The organism is Pseudoalteromonas sp. MMG012 (assembly GCF_018100875.1).
In the GTDB taxonomy this organism is placed as follows: domain Bacteria; phylum Pseudomonadota; class Gammaproteobacteria; order Enterobacterales; family Alteromonadaceae; genus Pseudoalteromonas; species Pseudoalteromonas aurantia.
Map to the genome: position 1 here is coordinate 78,947 of NZ_JAGJEF010000013.1, position 24,357 is coordinate 103,303.

18 protein-coding genes are annotated in these 24,357 nt (G+C 39.3%); 4 read left to right on the forward strand and 14 right to left on the reverse strand.

Annotated elements, in window-relative coordinates; all coding sequences use genetic code 11:
* Positions 1-113: 113 nt before the first annotated feature.
* Positions 114-1,559 (forward strand): polysaccharide deacetylase family protein, encoded by a 1,446-nt coding sequence (locus J8L97_RS06890; protein WP_211048359.1) that lies wholly within the window; start codon positions 114-116, stop codon positions 1,557-1,559.
* Positions 1,560-1,826: 267 nt separating this feature from the next.
* Here J8L97_RS06890 and J8L97_RS06895 read toward each other — a convergent pair whose 3' ends face one another.
* The 9 genes from J8L97_RS06895 to imuA all read right to left on the reverse strand — a co-directional run bounded on the left by J8L97_RS06895 (position 1,827) and on the right by imuA (position 15,649).
* On the reverse strand, positions 1,827-4,664 hold the full coding sequence (locus J8L97_RS06895; protein ID WP_211048360.1) for a TonB-dependent receptor domain-containing protein: 2,838 nt from the start codon (positions 4,662-4,664) through the stop codon (positions 1,827-1,829).
* A 392-nt stretch (positions 4,665-5,056) separates the two neighbouring features.
* A complete protein-coding gene (locus J8L97_RS06900; RefSeq protein ID WP_211048361.1) occupies positions 5,057-5,581 on the reverse strand; it encodes a hypothetical protein in 525 nt (174 codons plus the stop codon).
* A gap of 589 nt (positions 5,582-6,170) precedes the next feature.
* Positions 6,171-6,962: a helix-turn-helix domain-containing protein gene (locus J8L97_RS06905; RefSeq protein WP_211048362.1), complete on the reverse strand. Its 792-nt coding sequence runs from the start codon at positions 6,960-6,962 to the stop codon at positions 6,171-6,173.
* Positions 6,963-6,975: 13 nt separating this feature from the next.
* Positions 6,976-7,416 (reverse strand): carboxymuconolactone decarboxylase family protein, encoded by a 441-nt coding sequence (locus J8L97_RS06910; RefSeq protein ID WP_210998078.1) that lies wholly within the window; start codon positions 7,414-7,416, stop codon positions 6,976-6,978.
* A 117-nt stretch (positions 7,417-7,533) separates the two neighbouring features.
* On the reverse strand, positions 7,534-8,907 hold the full coding sequence (locus tag J8L97_RS06915; RefSeq protein ID WP_211048363.1) for a M24 family metallopeptidase: 1,374 nt from the start codon (positions 8,905-8,907) through the stop codon (positions 7,534-7,536).
* A gap of 171 nt (positions 8,908-9,078) precedes the next feature.
* Complete coding sequence (locus J8L97_RS06920; RefSeq protein ID WP_211048364.1) at positions 9,079-10,395, reverse strand: class I SAM-dependent methyltransferase; 1,317 nt, start codon at positions 10,393-10,395, stop codon at positions 9,079-9,081.
* A gap of 111 nt (positions 10,396-10,506) precedes the next feature.
* The gene (locus J8L97_RS06925; RefSeq protein ID WP_211048365.1) at positions 10,507-13,569 is read right to left on the reverse strand and encodes an error-prone DNA polymerase; all 3,063 of its coding nucleotides are present in this window, start codon (positions 13,567-13,569) and stop codon (positions 10,507-10,509) included.
* Positions 13,569-14,972, reverse strand: a complete 1,404-nt coding sequence (locus J8L97_RS06930) for a DNA polymerase Y family protein (protein WP_211048366.1) — start codon at positions 14,970-14,972, stop codon at positions 13,569-13,571. The genes J8L97_RS06925 and J8L97_RS06930 overlap by 1 nt, the downstream gene beginning before the upstream one ends.
* Positions 14,969-15,649, reverse strand: coding sequence for a translesion DNA synthesis-associated protein ImuA (imuA, locus tag J8L97_RS06935; RefSeq protein WP_211048367.1), 681 nt, complete (start codon positions 15,647-15,649; stop codon positions 14,969-14,971). Before imuA ends, J8L97_RS06930 begins: the two co-directional genes overlap by 4 nt.
* 232 nt (positions 15,650-15,881) lie before the next feature.
* On the opposite strand from imuA, the gene J8L97_RS06940 reads away from it, so the two are divergent.
* On the forward strand, positions 15,882-17,099 hold the full coding sequence (locus J8L97_RS06940; RefSeq protein ID WP_211048368.1) for a DUF418 domain-containing protein: 1,218 nt from the start codon (positions 15,882-15,884) through the stop codon (positions 17,097-17,099).
* Between the two features lie 626 nt (positions 17,100-17,725).
* Here the strand turns inward: J8L97_RS06940 and J8L97_RS06945 are convergent.
* From J8L97_RS06945 to J8L97_RS06965, 5 genes are all read right to left on the reverse strand, one after another.
* Positions 17,726-18,970 carry an MFS transporter gene (locus J8L97_RS06945; RefSeq protein ID WP_211048369.1) on the reverse strand — a complete coding sequence of 415 codons (1,245 nt, stop codon included), beginning with the start codon at positions 18,968-18,970 and terminating at the stop codon, positions 17,726-17,728.
* A gap of 421 nt (positions 18,971-19,391) precedes the next feature.
* Positions 19,392-19,895, reverse strand: a complete 504-nt coding sequence (gene def / locus J8L97_RS06950; protein ID WP_192507665.1) for a peptide deformylase — start codon at positions 19,893-19,895, stop codon at positions 19,392-19,394.
* 249 nt (positions 19,896-20,144) lie between these two features.
* The gene (locus tag J8L97_RS06955; RefSeq protein ID WP_211048370.1) at positions 20,145-20,588 is read right to left on the reverse strand and encodes a GNAT family N-acetyltransferase; all 444 of its coding nucleotides are present in this window, start codon (positions 20,586-20,588) and stop codon (positions 20,145-20,147) included.
* A 16-nt stretch (positions 20,589-20,604) separates the two neighbouring features.
* Positions 20,605-21,726: a serine hydrolase gene (locus J8L97_RS06960; RefSeq protein WP_211048371.1), complete on the reverse strand. Its 1,122-nt coding sequence runs from the start codon at positions 21,724-21,726 to the stop codon at positions 20,605-20,607.
* Between the two features lie 135 nt (positions 21,727-21,861).
* Positions 21,862-22,782: a LysR family transcriptional regulator gene (locus J8L97_RS06965; protein WP_211048372.1), complete on the reverse strand. Its 921-nt coding sequence runs from the start codon at positions 22,780-22,782 to the stop codon at positions 21,862-21,864.
* Positions 22,783-22,868: 86 nt separating this feature from the next.
* On the opposite strand from J8L97_RS06965, the gene J8L97_RS06970 reads away from it, so the two are divergent.
* Positions 22,869-23,639, forward strand: coding sequence for an SDR family NAD(P)-dependent oxidoreductase (locus J8L97_RS06970; protein ID WP_211048373.1), 771 nt, complete (start codon positions 22,869-22,871; stop codon positions 23,637-23,639).
* Between the two features lie 13 nt (positions 23,640-23,652).
* Positions 23,653-24,357, forward strand: a 705-nt coding sequence (locus J8L97_RS06975; RefSeq protein WP_211048374.1) for a carboxymuconolactone decarboxylase family protein, incomplete at its 3' end; no start/stop codon positions are given.

Here is a 24,357-nt window from a genome sequence, read left to right on the forward strand (position 1 = left end):
TACAACAACATAAAAGTAAATATTTTCGATCAAAAACAAATTTACCCTTTTCAAATACACTTCAATATATTAGTATGCGCACCTTTTTTAGGTAAATAGGTCAAGGAAGATATATGTTCTTCAGTAAAAATAAATACGCTTCAAGGTTTTTTTTAGGGAGCGCATTCGTTGTTGCCATCTCCGGATGCAACAATCAATCATCGAGTGATGCGCCTCTAATTAGCGAAAATGTCGGCACCAGCGCAAGCACCAACAATACTAACACTGAAAAAAAAATAAACATCGCAACTCAAATCAGTGGTAACGGAGAAGTGATACCCGCATCACTTATGGCCTCTCCCAATGAAAAGTATAATTTTTCATTGGCAACTGCTACGGGTTACAGTATTGATCACGTTACTGGGTGTAATGGCATGCTTAAAGGTAGTACCTACATCATTAACAAAGTAAAAAATGATTGTACTATCTCAGCCTCATTTTTGCCTTCGACCTACACTATTTCTTCTGTAAAAGTGGAACAGGGTAATATTAAGCCGGCTATTACCAAAGTGACACATGGTAAATCTCATAGTTTCATGATCACGCCCAATGAAGGCTACCAAATACGCACGATTAATGGTTGTTTTGGTATACTTAAAGGTAACAGTTTCACTATTAAAAATGTTGTAGAGGAATGTAAGTTAAACGTTGAATTTGAAAGAAAGTCTTACTTAATTAATACACTGATTAATGAAGATAACAACTTTGGGGTTATCTCCCCTGCATCCGCGAAGGTTAAGCATGGAGAGAATATATCCTTTAAAATTACACCCCAAAATGGATTTGAGGTTGCAAATGTATCTGGCTGTAATGGCATGCTAACGGGTAATACATATACAGTAAATAATTTAACTGAAGCATGTGCCATCACAACAGAATTCAAGCCTATTGGCCGTTTAATGATTTCTTTCGATGATGCATACGCTGAATCTTGGTGGGAACGCGCTCAGCCTATATTTGATTTATATAATATGAAAGCAATCTACTACGTCAATGCTGATACTGTCATTCAAAGAGATCAGAAGCATTATATTGATTCACTATTCGCACAGGGAAATATAATAGGCCATCACTCATGCTCTCACCAATTTGCTCGAACGTATAAAGGTGATTATATAAAACAGGAAATACAGAGATGTATTGATTTCTATAAAGATTATAACCTTAAGCATTTCGCTTATCCGTATGGTTGGGGTACTGAAAGTATAACAAAAGAGCTTTCTCAAATATTTTCCACTGTTCGCTTATTCAGTGTTAATTGGAATGGACCATCAACTAGAGCGGGTAGTGCGATGTCAATTGATGGACTGGAGAGACCCAGCTGGGAAATTGTATGGAAGTTATTAGACAGAGCACGTGCTGAAGGGTTAACTATTCATTTAGCAACACATGATGTAATTCTAGATTGTCAATTAGCACAAAATGCTTGGGCTATTTGTCAAAGTGAGCTGAAAAATATATTAGAATATGCTGATAATTTAGGACTTTTACTCGGTCCTCCCAAAAGCTGGCTAAAATAACAAATTGTTTATCAATATGCTGGCGGAAAACTGTTGGCATATTGATAGCTTAGAAATATCCCTCTTATTTTACCGAGATACTCGTGGCCATCGAACATATATACTAAAACCTAATTTCTATTCTTAACTTTGACCCTGTAACGTCGCTGTAACTCATACCACTATTTCTAGTGTAATAAGTTGCTCACATGAAGTTATTAGCACTAACCCAAACTACATGCATAAGAAAAACCACATATCAAGTGGTTTTTCTTCAATTAAACTAGCCTAAAAACTACCAGTATATTGCAACGAGAATGAACGTCCCATCACAGCAATTGTGGTCGGGTAAACTTCACGATTAAACCACGGTCTCCCGGAATCCCAAGAGCCATCATTACGTGCTCTGGTATCGCGTAAATTATTAACCCCAAACCTCAATGAGTGTGCATCATTGATGTCATATGTCACACCAGCATTATAAATCAGCCACGGTTTTAATCGCCCTCCCAGCACCGCTCTATTTTCAACTTGTCCATTTGGGTCTTCTGCATTCCATGTTGAACCATAGCGAATTTGTTGTAGAGAAACACGCCATGCATTTTTATGCCAAGTAAAAGTGTTATCTACTTTTGAACGTAGATCATCGTTATCAAAATCATCTCGATACTCTTTATTTATGGGATCTCCTGGAAATTCTTGGCGGATCACTTCTAAAACATGGTTGTAACGCATATTGGCAGTAAATTCACCCCAACTACCCGCGTCATATTTATATATTACGTTCGTTTCAATACCTGTTAGTTCGTTAAATGATTGATTGACATATGTCGTCCGTATTTTATCAACACTATAGCCGTTGGTTGGATTAGTACCTGGAAAACGGTCCACACGACTTATTATTTCATCACAACGCTCTGCAGTGACATTGGCAGTTCCTCGACGACACGCAGCTTCATTTTTGAAAAAATCGGTTAAATTCCATGACTCCACTTGATCTTCAATACGAATTCGATAAGCATCAAATGTCCAATCAAGTCCTTCAGCTACCTCCCATGCAAACCCTACCGTAGCGGAAAATCCAGTTTCTTCTTTTAGCTTTGTATTACCCGTACGTTCGATAAAAATAGTTTGTGATGCACGCAAACGTCCAGCACTGTCTGGATCACATTGCTCTGTTAATGCACCATCGTTGGTTCTGCCAGCCGAAATATAGTCTTGACATAAAAGCTCTAAATGATCATCCGTTATACCGCTATAAGACCCAGATGGGCCCGCATTCACTTGATGAATGTCAGGCGCTCTAAATGATGTGCCATAACTTCCTCGCACTAACAAATCATCGGTAGGTCGATATTCAATTCCAATTTGATAGGTAAATGCACCATCTACATCGGTATTATCATCATAATAGTCGTAACGGCCTGCAATATTGGCTTTCACTTGCTCTGTAATTGGCACTTCAAATTCAAGTGCGACTCCATACCTATCGCGTTCACCACTGCCTTCTGTAGCTGTTAAACCGTTACCCCATCCTTTGCTTTCATCTAATGTGCGTGGATGGGCTGAAATTCGATAATCCTCCGAACCATACTCAACAACGGCCGCAAATCCTAAATCTCCTGCTGATAACTCCATGATTGCACCAGACAAACTCGCCGTTAATGTTGTAACACTTGCATCTGCTGTGGAATCATTAGACTCTAAAATAGCGTCTCGTCCTGCTTGGCCTAATGGACGCCAAAAACGCTGCCAGTCAGGACTATATAGCGGGTCGTTGGCATCTAGCCTTGCACCTAAAAAGTAGTCTCTGGCTTTATCTGCTGCAACCAATATTTCAGACTCTGAGTTTTTCGATTTACTGTGCGAGAATGCAACTTCGTACGCTATCTCTTCAAGTACAATGCCTTTCATGCCCGCCGCAACAAAATACATGTCATCTTCGAAATGCCCCTTGTTGTCACCGCCAATTTCTGATGGCGTAAACGTACGCTGTAAATATAAAGGCCTGTTTTCAGCTGTCTCATCTAAAAAGAAACGACCGTATGCTAAATTATCAATTGGGGAGTTATCTGAACGCCAGCTGGGACCTAAACCGCCTTGGTTTGCTGAGTCACTGTTCCAGTAGAGTAAATCACCAAAAACTTGGTGCTCATCTGAAAGATCCCACTGAAAATTGTTATAAATCGACACATTTTCGCGCTCATTTATATACGAGCTATCACCTGTTGTATCCTTTCCGCAATAATAACCTCGGTCGGGACGTAAAGATAAATCATATTCAGTCCATTGATCACATGCGCCATTGATGAATTCATTAGGGTGAACATATTGAGAGCCGCCCGCAATCGTCCAAGCCATAACACTTCGTGAGTTGACTCGTGAATATAGTGGTTGAGTATCAGTGGCCGGTCCATCATCCACAGAGTCTAACCAGTCTCTTTCATTACCGAGTAGCATATCTTGTTTTGAGTAATCAACTGAGTACGTCCAAGAAAATGATTCTGTATTCGCTCCACCTGTGATCGTAAACTTACGATTGTCTGCGCCGCCTTGATCTGTGGTACTTGCTAGTGCTGTTACAGTAGTGTGCTCAACATTCTTTTTGGTTATTATATTAACAACACCTGCCATAGCATCAGAACCATATACCGCTGACTTTCCTCCGGTTACAATTTCTATTCTAGCAACTGCTGACGTCGGTATTGTTGATAAATTAAACACATTATTTTGACTATTAAATGCACGTGGATAGTTCGCTACTCGTCTACCATTTAACAAGACTAAAGTTCTATTTGGCCCTAGCCCACGTAAATTAACCGTTTCTGCATTTGGTGTGAATGAATTCGTAATACCTTGCCCTTGAATGGTCCCCGTTGCAGCCGTTAAAGACTGGATTGCTTCATAAATATTAGGAAAGCCTTTATCCTGAATATCTTCCGCAGTCAGCACTTGAATCGGTGCAGGGCCTTCAATTTCAGTACGCTTAATTCTTGAACCCGTTACTTCAATCCTGTCGAGTTTTATCGTATCTCCCTTGTCAGCAGCGACCGTTACACCACATGATGCAGCGGATGCCAATAAGGCAACTTTAACACTTATGGCGATTATATTTCGTCCTTTCACATTATTCCCCTGAATATTATTTTATTGTTTTATTGGATAGTGATGGGTGAAACTTCATCACTGCGTACCTTTTTCAATCGCATTATAAACAAATAAAATACAAAAAATAAACATCTAACAAACGCAAAAAATACAAAAAACACATTAAATACACATACCATGTAAAAAACGACATGATCATCGAACCATACTCAACGACAAAAGTGGGTTTTTAGATTTAGAGTTTTTTAGATTTAGAGGTTTTTAGATTTAGGGATTCAGCAATAGATAAAACTGAGTGTATGACATACGAGTGGGGAACTTAACTGCTTAACTAGCCGCCGAAGAATAATAACTTACTCTGGGTGCTGTGCACAAACAACGCTGCTGTGCACAAAAAACAACAAATCAGGTCATTGCACAAAACTGAAACGATCGAGTAAATGAACGGCATCCGCACGTAAACCCGCACCTAATAAAGACAATTTTGATTCTAAGCTGATCCGTGTGTTGTTAGTCTCGTTTTTGCGACTCCCATGCTTTAGGATCCCTCCATCGAAAAGTAAAACTTGTCCATACTTAACATCAATTGGTGTAACTTGACCTGTCCCATAATCTGATTCTAACCACAAAGTTGATGTACCCGCGGTATCCACTAAGGGCAACCACATATTAATTTGTTCAAAGTGATGAGTTATAGAATAGTCATCATGGAATTCGCTGACAGGCAGTGTACCGGGGAGATGAACCCGTATATCTGGACGTTCATCAAAACTGAGTTCATGAGCAACCTTGTACGCTAAGAACTTGTTAATAAACTGATGATATAATTCAATTAAGCCACTTCCTTGAGTTTGAGTAATGATCATGTCTCTAAAAAATAAATTATCCTGAGAGAATAACTTTTGCGGTAATCCAAATTGTGCTCTTTGTGCCATGATACTCTCATGATACTCTCATGATACTCTCATGATACTCTCATGATACTCTCATGATACTCTCATGATACTTATCAATATTATTGCACTTTAAAATCTGTTTACTCATGATTTTTGCAAAGGGGAATTGATGAATATCAAAATCCAATAACAACCAATTTTTTAGTGGCGTATGCGAGCATATACATGCATGAGTAAAATTTTCACCTGCAAAAACTTTGTTTAATTCAAGTGTACTCGGCGTAACGTTAACCATTAACAGCACTCCATGCTTTTGTGCAAGCAAATAACGAGTGGAGGCAATGAACATGCGCAATGTATTCTCACATCGTGTACCGTTTTATTGCATACAGCCAAGTGCCCTTTCTCACTAACAAAGTAAGACAGCAAGTGCTGTTTACTTTCTTGAATTTTATGGCTTACATGTCCTTTGTGAACTCTCATTCTCATCACTCACTTATAATTAACAACTCTTAGTTCAATGCAAATAGGTTAGTGGTATTAACCAATATCAGCAATTACAGAGCATTACAGTGACATGTAATATCTTAATGATATTTCGGGTGTTATTGCCTTTTTCACAAAAGGCCTACGCCATTTCCTGACAATAATAACTGGGAATATGGTGAGTAAAGTATTTAAATTCACGTGTCATATACGCTTGATCTGAGTAACCAAAATCATAAGCCAACTGTGTTAAGCTACATTTTGGCACCTTTTTTAAATAATCGATTGTGTTATTAACCCTAGCAATACGTTGATATTGTTTAGCCGTGATCCCAAGCGATTGTTTAAACAATCGGGCAAGCTGTCGTTGACCAATAGGTAATTCTCTTACAACATTTTGTAATAATAGCGGCTGTTTACAGCGAGACAGTGCTTTTATCATTACGGGATCAAACCCTTGCGCTAACTCACATAACGGGAGTAACTTCCGATACAAAAGAGTGAGCAGCGCCTGCGGGTTTTGGCTATAACATGAAAGGTGTAATAACGCATCCCACGTATCATGTTTTTCAGACTCAATGCTCTGCGCTGGGGTAATTTCATTTGGTTGTGCCAGTGGAGATAATTGCGCCATCCCTCCAGGTTGAAAACATATGCCCACAACCCGGGTATTTGGATAAAACGCGATTTTTTGCGCTTGTGATGCCGTTGGGCATAAGTACACACCTGCTGATCTCTTCTCATCCCCCAGTAATACACTACCTGATAAACAATACACAATTGAATTAGATGCATTGGCTTTTAAGTGCCGCAACAATATGTTGTTGCTATCATAATTTGCAACCCAAATACCCTGCACGTATTTCGTCAACTTCCCTTGAGGGAAATAGATGCGTAAATCGAAACCATCCCTCTGTTGCAGCAACATTTTCATTACTTTCTACCCATTATATTTCGGGTTTAAACACTCTGGCGATTCGATTCCAGCTATTAATTGCATTAATTGCGAAGGTCAAATCACAAATCGCGCGTTTATCCAAATGTCGCTGTAAATTGACCAATTCAATACCGTCGATATCCTGATTGGCAGTGATTAACTCTGCCCATTTCAATATGGCTTGCTCTTTTTCTGAGAAAAGTGATGATGCTTGCCATGCACTCAATGCAAACAACCGCTCTATTGACTCCCCATTAGATATAGCGCTCTTACTATGCATATCAATACAATGAGCGCACTGATTAATTTGTGACACACGCATTTTGATTAAATCCCATAGTAACAAATTTAGAGATTTAGAATCGCCAAATGCGGTTTTCAAATATGCCTCTTGTTCTAACAATATTTCAACCGCATTTGGTGCTAATTTATAATAGTTAATTGCTATCATGTGGCGTTCCTTATGATTAAAACCATAATGTAACGCGTACCTAATTATCCTGTATTGAATAAAATCGACATGACATAAAATGTATAGAAACATCCTTTTTTGCCCCATTCCATGTCGTTATTTTGAAGCACTTTCTACCAAAAACAATTGTGTTTGTCGTCCATTTAAGTATTGCACACCCTCACTGGTAAAAATCGCATCTTCTTCCAACATAATACGGATCTCTTTGTTCCATTGTGGCAGATAGACTGCGTTGTTAAGCTCTATCGAATAAGCCGTATTGAGATGTAAAGGATAATCACCATCGCCAACAACCCCTTGCTGAGCATCCCACATACCTATTGTCGTGCCCGCGCCATGACCATGAAAACCAATTGGGTGCGTGTAGATGGTCGGCTTTAATTTTTGAGCTATAGCAAACTCACGAGCTCGCTTCAAAATCATATTACCAGTACGCCCTACCACAAATTGTTCTGTCAAAATATCTTGCAATAAATTACCTTTGGCGAGCGCATTCTGTAAATAATCTGGTGCTTGCAACTCTCCTTTTTTAAGTACGTAAGCGTGCTGCTGTGTGTCTGTATTTAAACGCAAATATGTTATACCAAAATCTAAATGTAATAGGTCTCCCGGTTGGATTACATTTTCACCATTGGCATTGGTAAAGCTCGCCTCATGATCAAAGGCCTCCACACCAGCTCTTTGAATTGACACACTTGGGTGAAACCACGTGGTGAGCTTTAATTCTCGTACTCTTTCTCGGTACCACCATGTCAGGTCATCTGTCGTTGTTTCCCCGACTTTTATTACCTTACTTGAAAAACCTTCTTCAATGATTGCATGGGCAATTTTAACAATCTGACCATACTGGAATATTTCATTTTTAGTACGTTGTTCCAACCAAGCCACAGCTAGCGGTTCAGCTGATACCAGTTTCTTTTGATAGCCTTTTGGTAAATGGGCAACAAGTAGGTCTTTATCAGTGACAACCAGCCCATCAGCATGTGCCCAATGCTCGGAGGTATTCAGCGCGATGCTATTTGGTTTATATTTTTCTATTACCTCAGCCAAAGCTTTCCATTGATCGGGTTGTTCTGACTTATTCCAAGCCCTTTGAAACACGTCACCCACATTGTATGGTGCAATAGCCAATGCATCCACTTGACCATGTTTGTTGCGTGCGAAAAGCAAAACTGTTGTTCTTCTCGCTGATAACCACGTGGCAGGGAGCAAGGTTTTTAATACGGGGTCTTCATTATATTCCCTGCTGATTAGTATCCACATATCAATATTTGTGTCTTTCATCAATTGAGGTAAAAGTACTTTTACCCGTTCCTGAGTATTATTATCAATCCATTGTGCACGTGCTTTCATGGGCAAGATCATATCAGCCAATTCCGTTTCAGCGTGACTTAAAAAGCTATAAAGTAAAAAGGCGAATGACAATAAAGCACTCAACAACCGAGTATGATTTTTATTATTTTGATGCATAACTAAAGTGCCTAAAATGATTTAGTATAACTTACACTAGCAGCCATGAAATAAAATACGAAAGAATTGCGTTAAGTGGTGTGAAGGTGAAAAATAGGCTATTTATAAGCAAGAATAAATAACCTATGATCACATACTCATTCAGTCACCATAGGCTAAGTAATACAAGATCTATACTGGCGTATTCTCACTTTTTGATAATAGGCAATCCATCAATGCGTCATTCATTGTATTAACTGCAACGGGATTTTCTAACCCTTCATAGTGCTCAATTAACCACTGTTCAAATAATGGAAACGATTCATATTCGAATAATGCTTGCATCACACTATGTAATGGCAAATCCAGCAATTCTACTAATCTCAATTGAGCCTGCCACTCATTGTCTGGCACACTAAGTCCCCCGCCATGCTTCCCTGTTTGTGAGCGTTCATATATTCTTTTGACCAATTTTATGCCATTGCGTGTTGTAACGTCCCAACTAGATAGTTCTTGCTCTGATGTAGGTATTACCTTTAAAGGAAATCGGAATACGAAATCGGCACTATTGGGAGTCACATAGTCATAGTGAATTTTATCACCTCCTTTAAGTATCGCTTTGTGTGGTAAAAAGGTCAGCGGAATATTGAGACTACACTCATTTTCAGTTAAATAATGTGTTCCATATACCTTAATATCTGTAGTTAACTTAAATCGATATCCTGTTTCAAACCCCTCAGGAATAAGTTGAGAACCAGAAAACGCACTGCGATCACCTTTATAAATATCTAGCGCATGCTCCAGATCTAACTTAAAAAACTCACCCAATAAAACATCCGGATTAATGTCATCTACTAGCCATGACTTAAGTGATACTTCTTCTGGTATAAGTACACCTGAAGGTTTTAAATACTGAGATAAATGTGCAAAAATAAAAACTTGGGGTTCTCGTTTTAATAATGCGGTCATTGTTTCTGAAATAATGATGTCGAATAACCTATTTTCTGAGGCTTGCCATTGAGTCGCATCAGCGCACACTATGTCAATAATATTATCTTCAACACCAAAATGCGTGATCAGCGCTTTTACCGCTGCTACATTTTCTGGGTGAATATCTATTAGTGTTGCCTTAACCTGTGTGTATTCTAACACCGATAGTAAAGGCAGTAATAATGTTGCATATGGCCCAGTCCCAGCATAAAGCACTTGAATCGTTTCATCACTCTGAGCAGCTTTATCTTTTATTGCTGAATGTACCCCTTGCATAAATTTTTGACTGCGTAACGTTTCCTGTAAGCACTTCGCAGCCTGTACGGGCGATATTGCGACACCTTGATCGGTGGTAGCATCATTCCACTCATTCATATCAAAATGTGCGCTGATCCCCGTAGTAGTAGCAAGGTACTCAACTAACACTGAAATATATGGTGCCATTAACCCCGCATCTGGCTCTGAATTCAGTAATGCTAATACCGCATTTTTATATTCACTTTCACTCACATGTTCCATACATATCCTTTCAAATAATTCTGTATACCTTCTCAACATAATGCATCAAAAATAACTATAATTGCTATTACAGCAACTTACACACATACACTCTAGTCATTGAGCCCACCATTACATTGTTAGCAGGTCGCTTAAGTTAGTCAAGCGCCCTGCTATCACATGAATTACTTTCTCTTCTTTTTCTATAATCCCTTTTACTTCTAATATTTTTGCGTTTAAATATGCTTGCTTTTGTGCTCTTGCAGTACCTGACCATACAACAACATTAATATTTCCCGTATCATCTTCTAACGTGAAAAAAGTCACTCCTTTTGCGGTCCCCGGTGATTGCTTTCCCGTCACAACCCCGACAACCGTTACCCAAGATTTATGCTGTAAGTTCATAAGGTGCTGCGCGCGCGTAAAGTGCGTTAACTTTCCTGCCTCGTCTAATAGGGTGATCGGGTGCTTATTTAAACTCAATCCTGTTGATTTATAATCTTCAATCGTCGTGGCAATCTCTTCGGCTTCTCCTACTGGAGCTATATTCTTCTTTTGTATTTGTTCCACAACTGATTCTGGCGTTCTAAATAATGGTAGGGTTGACTCTCTATCCATTATTGCCCATCGGGCACTGTATCGCCCATTGGTAACAGTATGTAATGCATTGGCTGAGGCCAAATGCGACATCGTATGGTGTTCACATACCACCTCAAATAGTGCTTCCACAGTTTTATATCCTTGCTCAGGCCGTTCAGTCACCACCGTTTTTGCAATGCTTGCTTTAAGTCCTTTAATTAATCTAAGCCCTAAGCGAATGACAAAACCGTTATCTGTTTCACATACTTTATGATCATAATCCGACTGATTCACGCACACCGGCCATATTGTTACATTATGACGCTCAGCATCTTGACATAGCTGTGACGCACTATAAAAACCCATAGGTAAACTATTTAATAATGCACAATAAAAAAAAGCGGGATAATAATACTTTAGCCATGCCGATACATACGCCAAAACCGCAAAAGAGGCTGAATGGCTTTCTGGAAAACCATACTCTCCAAATCCACAAATTTGCGAAAATATTTGTTCTGCATATGCTTGAGTATACCCTCGCTCTTGCATACCGTTTATCAGCTTATTTTTAAACTGCATTAATTCACCTGACTTTTTCCATGCAGCCATTGCTCGGCGTAATTGGTCCGCCTCTCCGCCACTAAAGCCAGCAGCCACCATTGCGAGTTTAATCACTTGCTCTTGAAATATCGGTACACCCATAGTACGAGACAACACATCTTTAACGGCTTCCGAGGGGTAACTAATTTCTTCTTCACCATTACGACGTTTTAAAAATGGATGTACCATATCTCCTTGAATTGGGCCTGGACGTACAATCGCAATTTGAATCACTAAATCGTAATAGCAAGCAGGTTTTAAACGCGGTAGCATGCTCATTTGTGCACGCGATTCAATTTGAAAGACGCCTACCGTATCTGCATTTTGTAACATGCCATATACCTGCGCATCCTCTTGCAAACGTGTTATATCGGCTATTTGCCAACGATGGCCTAAATGTAATTCTATTTTTTGAAATGCTTTTCGAATCGCGGTGAGCATGCCCAAAGCAAGTATATCTACTTTAAGTAACGCCAAACTTTCTAAATCGTCTTTATCCCATTGAATAACACTGCGCTCTGTCATACTGGCATTTTCGACGGGCACCAATTCATACAAAGGTCCAGCAGAAATTACAAAGCCACCTACATGCTGCGATAAATGCCTTGGAAATCCCATAATTTCATCCACAAGCTCAATGAATAGTTGCCCCAAAAAAGAGTGAGGGGCGAGCCCAAGTTCAACAATTTGTGCCTGCCAGTGTTGTGATTTGTCACGACGATTTATATTCTTTATAAAATACTCAAGTTGAGTGGTATCAATACCCAGCGCTTTACCCACATCCCGCACCGCACTTTTAAACCGATAGCTCACGACTGTCGCAGCTAAAGCAGCTCGTTCTCGGCCGTATTTTTTATAAATATATTGGATCACCTCTTCTCGGCGTTGATGTTCAAAGTCAACATCAATATCCGGCGGTTCATTGCGCTCTTTACTAATAAAACGTTCAAATAATACCGAAATCTGCTGAGGATCCACTGAAGTAATTTCTAAGCAATAGCATACGACCGAATTAGCCGCTGAACCGCGTCCTTGATATAAAATGCCTTGTTGTTTAGCAAACATCACCACATCGTGTATCGTCAAAAAAAAATACGCGTAATCAAGCTCCTCTATTAACGCTAATTCTTTATGTATAATCCCTATAATATGATCGGGTACCCCATTGGGGAAGCGCCTCTGTTTCCCTTGTTCAACTAATGCACGTAAATAACTCATAGCAGTGTGAGAGCGAGGTACTAACTCACTTGGATATTCATAACGCAACGAGTCTAACTTAAACTCACAGCGCTTTGCTATCACAACCGAATTGTCCACCCATGCTTTTTTAAACAACTTACTTAACTTATTAATGCTTCTTAAAGAGCGCTCAGCGTTACATAACAAAGTACTACCGACTTTTTCAACCGAGGTACCTAATCTAATCGCATGGAGAACATGTTGTAAGCGCTGTCGAGTAGCGCTATGCATGAGCACCCCACCGCATGCACTTATCGGCAATGAAAACTGTGCACTGAGTGACTCACAATGTGCTAAGTAAGCCGCATCATTATTTTGTAAGTGTCGCTGTACGCCAATCCATAAACGGTTAGCATGATATTGCTGTAACCACGATGCCCAATAATTGTCCCGCTCAGATAAACTTGGTAGCCATAAAATAAACCCATGCTTTATTGACATCACATCCCATAAAGCCAATTCATATTGCCCTTTTTTGCTGCGCTTACGCGCATTGCTGATGACTCGGCATAATTCTGCGTATGCTGTACGATTTGGGCAAATAACCACCAGCTCTAAGTCTTGATAACGTAATAAGCTACCAATGATCAGTTTAACACCTAACCCATATTTCTTTACTGCTGTATGGGCTCGTACGACACCTGCAACTGAGCACTCATCACAAATAGCAAGGGCGTCATACTTCAAAAAGTCAGCTTGTTTTACCAACTCTTCTGGATGTGAAGCACCTTGCAAAAATGAAAAGTTACTCTGACAAAATAATTCAGCGTACCGCATTAGTGAAACACGCCATGTACAAACCATTGCTGTGTTGGATCTCTAAATACCCATAACCATCGCCCACTAGGATCTCTCGCTATAAAATAATCTCGAATAATAGGTTGTGCATCCCACCACCCTGTTGAAATACGTTCAGGCCCTTGCTGTATAATTACTTTTTCAGATAAGATCTCAGGAAAGGGCAGCATAATTGTTGGCCGTATAAAACTCGCATCACGTATCAAATCAGGTGTATCAGCACCCAGAGTAACCGAACTATTTGCTTTCTCCGGCCGGTGATCAGCATGCACTTGCATTGTATGTATCGCATGTTCGCCTAACTTAGCTTGCAATATAGAAAGCAAGGCAGTGCGAGAGCCTCCTTTTTGCTGTTTTGAAAATAAATCACCATTGGTATTTTCATAAGCTGTAATACGCTTAGCCTGTAAACTTAGCCCCTGTATAGGGGCATCAAGCTGAACATTTGACATCGCAAGCTCACTCAGTGCTAACCACTTCGTCGCTTTATATTCTCCCTCTTTGGACTGTACGGTTACCACTAACGCCTCACAGTCTCTTTGCTGTAATGTGATATTAATTTGATACGCAATCTTATTACGACTCGATAAAAAATCTTCCAGCTGGAGTAATAATTTATTAAGCGGTTTACTTAACCAACTTATATTCTCTAGTTCGAAAAGCAATTCTAACTCACGCGAAAAGCGCTCGGGCGGCTGATAAAAATTCACTGGATGCTTAAAATGCCCAAGTAAACGACCCACATAATGCACCAGCTCGGCGTCAAAACGCTTTGCTAATTGCACCATTGGGATAGATAAAAGCGCATCTAAGGTGTGTACTCCTACTCGAGTTAGTTGCTCGCTCATGTTATGCGGTAAGTCACTTTCATGTAACGCATGAGCTCTCACTGCACGTAAGAGTAGTGCATGATCATCCGTGATTTTATTCATGCCGTTTCTTGCCAACAACCTAGCAGCTAAAGGTGAATAGCCACAGGCATAACAATAATTAAATCCCAAACGGTTTAATAAAGTACTTATAGATTGCCAGTAAGCGTGCAGCCCCTGATACAGGCTCAACATATTACTAACCCTCAGTAATAAACCTGCATCCGCAAAAAAGCAGATATCACTCGTCAGCGTGTATAAGCTATGGGCAATTTCTTTTAATTTTTCTTGTTCAAGCTCTTTATTATAGGGCTGTACCTGTAAATTCTGACACAATGATGCCGCAGCCCCAAGGCCTTGCCCAATGGTGATACCTGCTGTTTGTGCCTTGGTACACGCTTGTACAACTCTATTGTCTTTCCCCTCCACAATAATGATAGGTTGATGCGCTTGTTCACAAAATAAACTATCTAATTGCAAGCTATTAAAATGTAAATATACCCACAAAGTCATGTTATTAACCTGCGGCGATGCTGTGCCAACGAAACGACTTTCCTCTCTATTGTCGGTCGATATAACGCAGGCCAATAACTGGAAATATCGAGTATAAAGTGTGTTTTATCCCATCTTCCTTTTTGCTTTTTTATAGTAATAGCAAGGCCACGCTCATGAGCTTGTAATTTTAAACATAAAGACACAGGCAAAGACAGGTTAACCCCCTCTGCACTGCGCATTAAAAATAGTGATGCTTGCCCTCGTTCAGCTGCTAGCTGTAAACGCTTTATATGATGTATCGCGAGTCTATTTTGCCAAAGTAACACACTACTACATTCTGCACTTTTCAAGCACTGCTCAGCTGCCCATAGTGCATCAATCTCATTATCAACTGATAAACTCAATAACAAAGCCGTCTCAAAGCCTAAGTGAAACAACCCATGGCCATTTATATATCCCGGAGGGTTAATAAAAATAGTCAACTTTTTCTGTTGCACTAGATATGGCAATAATAAACGCAACTCTCCAATGCCTTGCTGCGCTTGAATATCAACAACACCATATTTGGGCAACCCTCCTTGTAAGGCTTCATCAAGTTCATCGTTCCCAGAGCTAACACGTTCAATATTGCCAATCTGTTCGTCTCCACGCCATACCAATTGCTGACGCTGCAATAAATCAATAAGGTCATTCATAAGCAACCACCAAAATACTGTATATAAACACAGTATAATTATTATTAGCAGATCCGCAAGATCTATTCCCTTAAACCAACCTATACACCACACTACTTTCGGCGACTCATTGCTTTATTATGTGCAATTACATCATAAAAATAAGCACTGTATTTACGTGCTATAAATGTGGTAATTAAAAGTACAAAATGGCATCATATTTAAGTAAATAATAACAATAAGAATCAACAGCATGACTCTTCAACAAGTACCTAGGCTGCCACTACTTGATATTTTTAGGGGGTTTGCAATTTTTGGTGTTTTCTTTGTTAATATAACAATTATGCATTGTTTATTTATCAATCAAGATGCGTTCTCAGTACAATTTCAAGACCCGCTCAGTGACACCGTAAACCGACTATTACAATTGTTTTTCTACAATAAATTCTTCCCCATTTTTTCATTTCTGTTTGGCTTTGGTATTGCCTCTCAAATGCAAAAAAAACGACAACTTAAACAACCTTACATTGCTTTTTTTACTCGCCGAATGAGCATATTATTTATGTTTGGTTTAGCGCATATTAGTTTTCTGTGGTCCGGTGATGTCGTACATCTGTATGCCATCCTGGGTTTACTGTGTTTGGTGTTCATTCATGCTTCATGCAAAGTCTTAGTGTGTATCAGTGGCGTATTGTTGCTTTTCCCCTTTTATGATCAACTCACCCATGTAGTACTCCAAGCACTTCCGGTGCAACTAGACAAACAATTATTGGCATATACTGAACAGGGAATTGTCGATACTTTGCGTCACGGTAATTATTTGCAAATTATCACTTTGCACTGGCATGAGTATGTGGCTAACTTACCTATGCTACTTTTTTACTTAGGGCCTATTGCCCTTTCAATGTTTTTGTTAGGTATCGCTGCTGGCAAAGCAAGATTAACTTTCGCAAGTAAGGAGTGGACGCTTCATTATAAAAATATGGCTATTTTCATTGCTATCATAGGCTTGATATATAAAGTTATCTTTCTTTGGCTGTTGCCTGAGACCCAATTATATCGCAATGAACTATTACGCCCACTGTGGTTCAAAATGATGTTTTTAAGTGATGTTACATTGGGCATATGCTACCTATGGGGCATAGCATGGCTATGGCACAAACATATTGCACAAAAACTCCTTATGCCCTTTTCCTATGTCGGTCGTACAGCACTGAGTAACTATTTATTACAAAGTTTTATTGGCTTGTTACTTTTTACCAGCTTAGGTGCATCACTATATCAAACGCTTAGCCCCATGCTTTGTTTTATCATTGCGTCTGTGGTGTTTATGGTACAAATTGGCATAAGCGCAATTTGGTTGCATTACTTCCAATATGGACCATGTGAATGGCTATGGAGATGTGGGTCATATTTAGAGTGGGTCCCTTTTAGAAAGGTAAAAGAAAGCGTAACACAAATACACTCTTGAAGTAGGATGGGCATGCTCTATAAAAGTAGTACGTGCCCATACACCAATTAACTACTTAACCTCAGCTCTGGATAAGGGTTTTGGAATAGAAAATGTTTTGAAAACAAACTTACGTACAATCCAATGAGGATATTTTCTTCAATATCAAGGCGCTTTTATGCAGTAATAGCGGGCTATTACAAATGAAAGCAACGCTGACAGTGAGAAAAATAGCTTTATTGGGCAAATTCGCTTATCCAGAGCTGAGGTTACTTAACCTCAGCTCTGGATAAGGGTTTTGGAATAGAAAATATTTTGTAAGCAAATTTACGTACAATCCAATGATGATATTTTCTTCAATATCAAGGTGCTTTTATGCAGTAATAGCGTGCTATTACAAATGAAAGCAACGCCGAGAGTGAAAAAAATAGCTTTATTGGGCAAATTCGCTTATCCAGATCTGAGGTTACTTAACCTCAGCTCTGGATAAGGGTTTTGGAATAGAAAATATTTTGTAAGCAAACTTACGTACAATCCAATGATGATATTTTCTTCAATATCAAGGCGCTTTTATGCAGTAATAGCGTGCTATTACAAATGAAAGCAACGCTGAGAATGAGAAAAATAGCTTTATTGGGCAAATTCGCTTATCCAGAGCTGAGGTTACTTACCCCTAATAAAGTCTCGTCTCGAGGAGTGCGCTCTGCCACGCGATATATCATCAAAGCCACAACACTTATCGCCGTCGTCACTATAAATAATACCGGTCCACTGGCAATATCAAGCACAATTCCCCCCAACAATGGTGCCAATGCGAATCCTAAAGAGCATAAACCGGCTGCGCCAAAATAGCTCGATTTAAGGTGTTCTGGTGCAAGTCTATCAATATGTACATTAATATTTGAAAACATAACAGCTTCACTTAAACTCCATACTAATACGCACACAATCCAGCCACTAAAATAATCAACAGGGTTAAGCGCCATCATCACTTGCGATAAAGCAAGGATCCCTCCACCACAATACAACCTCTTTTGAATCGACCAGTGGCGCATCAGGTGCAGTAATGGGAATTGACATAACACAATAACAGACGAATTAACCACTATCAGCATAGAAACAAGTGTCGCTAGCTCAGGGACTTCAGCCCTCGCCAAATACTGAATAAGACTAGAGTCGCCTTGTGCAAATACAAAGTAAATAAGCAGGTTTGCAGCAAGTACTAACAAAAACACCGTATCCTTTTTAAGGATACCTAGCCAGCTGGAGAAATTGGGTAATGTCGTCGCAACGCCTGCGTTATAAACAGAATGACCACGATGCATTACCAATAATGCCACCAACAAACCAATATAAGATACAGCGGTATAAATAAAACTAAATTGCTCACCATTTAAACCCGCCCACAAGCCATAAAGAGGTCCGATTGCAGCACCTACATTCACTAAAAAGTACAACATATGCAGTGCCAACTCTCTATCTCCATCCTCCTTTAGCTCATCACTCAATAATGCTTTACTGGGTGCATCCCATAACGCGCGCGGCATAGTTGCAAAAAATACCGCCATACAGAATGCCCATAGCGACTCAACAAATGCCAATGCTATAAATGAAAATATGCCAACTAATACTGAGGCATAAAGCAACTTAAAACGCCCATAGCGATCTGCTAGATTACCGGTATAAAAACCTAATAACACTGAAAACACTGCTGATATACTCAACAATAGCCCAACCTCTGTGGCATTCAAATTGTATTTTTGGTATAGCAATACGGATAAAAAAGGCCACACCATATAATAGGTGGCACGCACAAAGAAATTCCCCAACAACATCACCCACACTAAGGGTGTAAACCGTAATAATTGAGATAATACGTTTCCTCGCTCCACTGCATTTCCTTTATTTTTTGAATTATTTAGTTAGAGTTTAAAACCTCAATATAAGTTTAGGTAAAGTCATTTCAACAATAATAATTAGAGATTTTTTCAATCTTATGTCATACGCTTATAGCAACCAGCGGGCATTTTTTATATTAGGAAAAACACCTCCTAGTAAGCTCATTCATTGATATACCTTTGGGACTTACGAACAATGACCAATCTCTGCGAATCACATTAACGCTATCACAACTGATGTATTGATATCATGCTTATTGCACGAGAAATAGCTTAAAGAAAGCTTTGAGTATACGGGCTAAAGAAAAAAAGGGATATGATGAATGCCAACAACAAAGTAATCGCACGGTCGTTATTTCACTAGAATAACAAGACAGCGTGACTCGCAAAGAGCCACTCTATCTAAATTACAGTATTAAGCACTTTGGCTCACTGCTTTTTTTACTTTTTTTAATGCCATTTTCTGTTTTAAAGGAGACAAATAATCAATAAAGAGCTTGCCTTTCAAGTGATCAATTTCGTGTTGCAAAACGATGGCTAAGAAATCATCATTCTCAATATTAACAACATTGCCTTCTCTGTCTAATCCACTCACTTTAACTTGAGTAAAACGTTCTACGTCGGCGTAGTAACCAGGCACAGATAAACAGCCTTCTTGACCTTTTTCAACGTTTTCACCGTCAACCACTTCGGGATTAATCAAGATCAATGGCGCATCTCTTTCTTCGGAAATATCAATCACAATAATGGCTTCTTTACGACCGACTTGCGTAGACGCCAAGCCTATACCATCGTCTGTTGCGTACATCGTATCTAACATGTCATCAATGAGTTGCTGTACAGAACTGATATCTGTGACAGGCGTTGCGGGAATTTTTAGCTTCTCGTTAGGAGCTTTAAGGATCTCTAAAACAGCCATTTTACCTCAGTATTTTTACTTGCTAACACATGCTTAGGCGACCAACCTATCATTAAGCGTCGGCATATGCTTTTTGAATGCTTAAATTTAGTGGACACATTCTAACTTACTTTTAAGTTAAAAGGTAAGTGAAGCCACTTTAAGAGCATATTGCCAAACGCAAAAAACTCAATTTACCCTACTAAAAACGCCACAATAAACATACACTTCTCGGGCACAAAAAATAACACCACAACACTTCGCGCAAAATTACTGAGACAATTCAATCACCGCTAACATGTCCTCTCCTTCATCATCCATACCGACCTCTTGAAATCCGAATGAGCTATAAAACGCTTTTGCAACTGGGTTACTTGGCATATAACAGATTTCAATCTGCTTTACATCTGTCAATGATTTAATTTGTTCTAATGCGAGAGACAGCGCCTCTCTGCCAATGCCTTGTTGTTGAAATTTGAGGTCAATCATAAATCGCCATATCGACACACTATGCCCTGTTTGTGCTACCCACATAAAAAAACCAACAACCTCTTCATTACGGTAAATAGCACGTGTTGTATATCCTTGATTAAATTGTGCCTCAACTAATGACCACATATTGCATGCAACATAATTTTGCTGTGTATCAGCAACATCTAAATCACATACCGCTTCATAATTATGAATATCAATCGGTCGAAGTGAAATAGCCATAATACGTCCTCTATTTTTATAATGTAGATAGTTGCAACGTTTTTTTCTGTATTGTATACGTCAGTTTTTCAATCATTTCATATGGGTAATCATCTCGACAGTTCGTCATAATAAAAACAAATAGGTCAATATCAGGGTAATAGTTTATTATTGATAAAGTGCCTCGGTACCTTCCCTGATGATAAAAATAACTCCGGCCATCCTTTGTTTCCCCCATGGACCAGCCATAGCCATGCTGCGTATTAGTCACAGAGCCATTCCCAACGTGTTCCGTGAATATCAGATCCCACGACTGTTTAGTGAGTACCTTTTTATTTCGTATCGCCTGATACCAAGCAGACATATCTTGTACTGTCGATAAGTACCCCGTAGAGCCTTCTATATTCCACCGTTGTCCCAAACTTTCATAAAAATGTACTAATGAATGTCCTATGGCATCACGCTTAGGCGTCATTGAAAATATTCGCTCAAAGACGTTAGGCTTCTTTTCATAATGAACGGCTAAATTGGTTTCTTCACGGCTAATTAACCTATAACCTGTCTCTTTAAGGCCCGCAGGCAATAATATATTACTGTGAATAAATTGCTCATACCCCTGCCCACTTACCTTCTCTATTATTTGCGTTAACAACCCAAACCCCACATTCGAGTGAGCATATTGCGAACCAGGCTTAAATAACAATGGGGTATTAAATACGCGCTTTCTAAAATCGTGCTTATTAATTAACTCATACACAGGCCCCGCATTATAGGCAAATCCAGCAGAATGCGTCATTAATTGATGTAATGTGATTGTCTGCATCTCGATAGGAATATTTACGAAATACTTAGCAAGAGAATCTTTAAGTGACAACTTGTTTTGCTCTGCGAGCTTCAGTACAGCAGCCACGGTAAACTGCTTTGTGATAGACCCAATATCAAGTACAGTTTGTGCATTAAATGCCATTTTTGTCTCTGTATTTGCCAAACCATAAGACGCGTTAAAAACAACCTCATCGCCATTGACTGCATACACAACGCCTGAAAAAGTAGACGCTGCAATATCTCGATTTAAGCGATGTAATGTTTGATCTGCCGATATCGCAAGTGATTCTGCACAAAAAAGCACCATAATTGCAAAGCTATACAGCCAATTCATTAATTTCTACTACCTCTCATCCAATAAATACCTCAAATAATACTTTGCGAAACCCTTATGTTAAACAACTTAAGTAGCGATTTTCTTTACCCTGAAATAATAATAACGTGCAAAATGATCCATAACATTGATAGATTAATCAAGGTTACGTCTAATTTTCTCAGTGAAAAAATCGATAAAAGCTCTGGTTTTTAGTGGTAAGTAACCAATACTTGGATACACTGCATAAATACTAGAACGGGCTAATATCCAATCAGGTAAAACTTCATACAATCGGCGCTGAGCCAAATCATCTTGCACAATAAAATCCGCTAACTGTGCAATACCTACACCTTTTAGTACCGCATCATATAAGGTGGATGCATCATCACTACTTACAATAGGTGTAATCGGTATACTGACCAACTTCCCCTCTTTCATAAGTGTCCATTTTTTACCTTGAAGTAATGGTGAGAAATGTAGGCAACGATGATTAACTAAATTCTGCGGTGTTACTGGATAGCCAAATTTATCTAGATAACTTTTAGAAGCAACTAATCGTCGTGTATTAGGAGCAATCATTTTAGCCTTTAACGACGAGTCAGGCAGATTACCAATCCTTATGGCAACGTCTAAATTTTTCAACATCAAATCGTCAAAAGAGTCATTTTGATTAATATCTAAGGTAATATTTGGGTAACATGTAAGGAACTCTGCAATATGAGGGCTGATCTGTAAACGCCCAAATGTATTTGGGATGCTCACTTTTAATACCCCTGATGGCACGCCTGCGTCAAGTTCAAGAGCTTGCTCAATACTTTCTAACTGACCAAGCACATTACTTAAAGCATCAAAATATTGCTGCCCAGCCTCTGTAATATTCATTGAACGAGTAGTACGTACAAAAAGCTGTATTTTTAGTTCTGATTCTAAGCGTTTAATTCTACGGCCTAATGTTGATGCCGAAATGTCCAACTTCATAGCTGCATCAACAAAGCTCTCTGATTGCACGGTCGTGATAAAAGTCACATATAACCCAAGCCTACCGTCATCCATATGCATATTCGTGCGCTCCATGCAATTCATAACCTTATGAGAGAGTGATTATCTACAGCAAACTCTATTGTATAGTCACCAGAACATCAACACACATGGTGAAATTAATGGATAACTCTTTAGAAAACAAAATAATATTGATAACTGGGGCAAGCTCTGGTATCGGCTATGCGACTGCAAAATGGCTTGCTAAATGCGGTGCAAAAGTTGCCTTAGTCGCTAGACGTCAAGACAAACTTACCACCCTGCAACGTGAAATTCATCGCACAGGCGGACACGCACATACTATTCAAGCTGACATCACACTGAATACCTCTCATCAATATATTATCGAACAAACGGTAAAACATTATGGACATCTTGACGGTGTATTTAACAACGCAGGTACACTCGGTAATTTTGTTCCTTTACTACAGCAGAGTGAAGCTGATTTAGAACTTACATTACTTACCAACTTCAAAGCAACTTGGCTCGCAGTACAAGCGCAAGCAAACTACTTTAAAAGCAGTGGTGGTGGCGCTATTGTCAATACTTCATCCTGGCTTTCTGATGGTGCACTTATTGGTTCCACCACATACTCCGCAAGCAAAGGAGCATTAGATGCTTTCATCCGTCCAGCAGCCATTGAATTAAGCCAATTCGGAATTCGGATCAACAATGTCAGTCCTGGTGGGATCTCTACTGAAATGACTCGCCAGGCCTTCAATCATGATCAAAGCGCATTAGATAAATTTGCAGCTCAGCATCCATTAAAACGCTTAGGAACAAGCGTAGAAGTTGCACACTTGGTTTCCTTCTTATTATCAAATCATGCAACCAATATTACAGGACAAACAATTCATATTGATGGTGGGTATGCCATACCAGGACAACGATAAAATGGAAAAAGTAATGAATATCAAGATAGCTATTATAAGTATATTATTTGCCGTATGCTCACTATCAGCACTTGCAAATAGTCATACACAAATCAAAAACACCTATAGAGATGCAGAGAATCGCGCATCTCGAGATGTCATTAAGCATGTCAAACTCACACCTTTTGAAATTACATTGGTCAATATTTCACAATTGATTGGATTACGTGAAAGTACACTAGCCAGTATAAAAATAACACAATCATACAATGAGAAAATACTCAGTGAACAGCAGGTACTCTCTCTGCTCATACAACTATCCAGCTACGTTGGATACGTAACAATTAATGAAATAATGGCGCAATTACCAAATACAATTAAAAAACATAGCATTGAGTTACCTAAAGACACATTAAAACACAGATTCTCTGTCGGTAAACAGCTGTATACACAGTTAGATCCTAAAGGTTATGACATCATCTCAGCTACCTTTTCAGAACTCGCCCCGCAGTTAATCGCAACAACCTACCCAATATTTGGAGATGCCTTCTCGCAACCCAAGTTATCCCTAAAACATAAACAGCTTATAACTGTAAGTTGCCTTACAGCATTAGGGAATGCCCCCCTACAATTAGATTTTCACGTTGGGACCGCTCTATCTGTTGGGTTATTACCTGACCAACTGATTGATATCGCAGTCCTAACACAATTTTACAGCGGTATGCCTGCGGCTTATAAC

What these genes read in the sequence shown, in the direction of transcription:
- J8L97_RS06905 (WP_211048362.1), bottom strand. Translation starts at nt 6,962, where the DNA reads ATGAAAATGTTGCTGCAACAGAGGGATGGTTTCGATTTACGCATCTAT.
- J8L97_RS06930 (WP_211048366.1), bottom strand. Translation starts at nt 14,972, where the DNA reads ATGACTTTGTGGGTATATTTACATTTTAATAGCTTGCAATTAGATAGT.
- J8L97_RS06960 (WP_211048371.1), bottom strand. Translation starts at nt 21,726, where the DNA reads ATGAATTGGCTGTATAGCTTTGCAATTATGGTGCTTTTTTGTGCAGAA.
- J8L97_RS06910 (WP_210998078.1), bottom strand. Translation starts at nt 7,416, where the DNA reads ATGATAGCAATTAACTATTATAAATTAGCACCAAATGCGGTTGAAATA.
- J8L97_RS06970 (WP_211048373.1), top strand. Translation starts at nt 22,869, where the DNA reads ATGGATAACTCTTTAGAAAACAAAATAATATTGATAACTGGGGCAAGC.
- J8L97_RS06900 (WP_211048361.1), bottom strand. Translation starts at nt 5,581, where the DNA reads ATGGCACAAAGAGCACAATTTGGATTACCGCAAAAGTTATTCTCTCAG.
- J8L97_RS06915 (WP_211048363.1), bottom strand. Translation starts at nt 8,907, where the DNA reads ATGCATCAAAATAATAAAAATCATACTCGGTTGTTGAGTGCTTTATTG.
- def (WP_192507665.1), bottom strand. Translation starts at nt 19,895, where the DNA reads ATGGCTGTTTTAGAGATCCTTAAAGCTCCTAACGAGAAGCTAAAAATT.
- J8L97_RS06925 (WP_211048365.1), bottom strand. Translation starts at nt 13,569, where the DNA reads ATGCGGTACGCTGAATTATTTTGTCAGAGTAACTTTTCATTTTTGCAA.
- J8L97_RS06965 (WP_211048372.1), bottom strand. Translation starts at nt 22,782, where the DNA reads ATGGAGCGCACGAATATGCATATGGATGACGGTAGGCTTGGGTTATAT.
- imuA (WP_211048367.1), bottom strand. Translation starts at nt 15,649, where the DNA reads ATGAATGACCTTATTGATTTATTGCAGCGTCAGCAATTGGTATGGCGT.
- J8L97_RS06955 (WP_211048370.1), bottom strand. Translation starts at nt 20,588, where the DNA reads ATGGCTATTTCACTTCGACCGATTGATATTCATAATTATGAAGCGGTA.
- J8L97_RS06890 (WP_211048359.1), top strand. Translation starts at nt 114, where the DNA reads ATGTTCTTCAGTAAAAATAAATACGCTTCAAGGTTTTTTTTAGGGAGC.
- J8L97_RS06920 (WP_211048364.1), bottom strand. Translation starts at nt 10,395, where the DNA reads ATGGAACATGTGAGTGAAAGTGAATATAAAAATGCGGTATTAGCATTA.
- J8L97_RS06940 (WP_211048368.1), top strand. Translation starts at nt 15,882, where the DNA reads ATGACTCTTCAACAAGTACCTAGGCTGCCACTACTTGATATTTTTAGG.